At 64.0% G+C, this 1,075-nt stretch carries 1 protein-coding gene; it reads right to left on the minus strand.

What is annotated here, in order from left to right:
* On the minus strand, nucleotides 1-1,030 hold a 1,030-nt coding region (locus tag I6F36_RS38575), incomplete at its 3' end, for an IS701 family transposase (protein ID WP_225143927.1).
* Between the last annotated feature and the right edge of the window lie 45 nt (nucleotides 1,031-1,075).

Genomic DNA, 1,075 nt, shown 5'->3' on the forward strand with positions numbered 1-1,075 from the left:
CGATGGCCCAGCGATGGCCTTCCACCGACACCAGCTTCTGCATGGACGTGCCTTTGGGGCACCATGTGGAGAAGAAGGCCAAGCTGCCGTCGGCGATGTTGCGGCGGATCAGAAGACCCCGCGTCCATTCCCCGGCAAGGTCGTCGTTGTATTCACCGGCGTCGAGATCGGCCAGCTCGAGATAGGCCCAGTCGTGCCAGCGCGGCCCTTTGATCCCCTCGCCGGACGCCAGGCGGCGCCAGGCCTTCTTGGGAAGGCTCTGCGCAATCGCGGAGGCGGTGCCGGCGACAGGCTGCGGCTTGCCCCAGGAACGGAACACATGATTGGACGCAACACCCAGAACATAGCCCTTGCCCTCCTTGCGCAGCAGGGTTTCGATCTCACCGGTGCCATACACGCTGTCCGCGGCCACGAACGCGAACGGCACCTGTGCGGCGATCGCGCCAGCGATCATGTGACGCGCGATCTTGGGCTTTGTCGCAAAGCCCGCATCGCTCGGGACATGCGCAGCCTTCAGGCGAGCGGGGTCGTCCGTCCAGTCCTTTGGCAGGTAGAGTGCCCGGTCGATGAAGGCATGGCCATGCCGCGACACGTAGGCGGCGAACACTCCGATCTGGCAATTGGTGATCTTGCCGGCCGAGCCGGTGTACTGGCGCGCGACGCCGCATGAGGCCTTGCCCTGTTTCAAAAAGCCGGTCTCATCGATGACCAGAACCGCGTCCTCATCGGGCAGCGTTTCCAGCACGTATTCACGGACAATATCGCGCAGCGCATCGGCGTCCCACTGCCCCCGACCCAGGATCGCTTGCTGGCGCCACGGGCCTGGATCGCCGGCCGCTTCCGCCCGCATCCAACCCGTCTTGCGCGGCTCGTTGCCCAACAGTCCGTCGAGAAACTGCCCCGCCGCGGCCGCGACCCGCTCCTGCGTAAACAGCGGACGGATGCGTTGCTTGATATCTCGCAACGCCGAAGCCCACAGCGTCAGCGTATCTTCAACTGACGCGCCACCAATCATCAGATCCCGAATCATGGTCGCCCATGGATTCAGAACCTTCAGGAAGATGCAACTGTAATG

Origin of the sequence: Bradyrhizobium sp. BRP19, from assembly GCF_020194195.1 — a bacterium.
In the GTDB taxonomy this organism is placed as follows: domain Bacteria; phylum Pseudomonadota; class Alphaproteobacteria; order Rhizobiales; family Xanthobacteraceae; genus Bradyrhizobium; species Bradyrhizobium yuanmingense.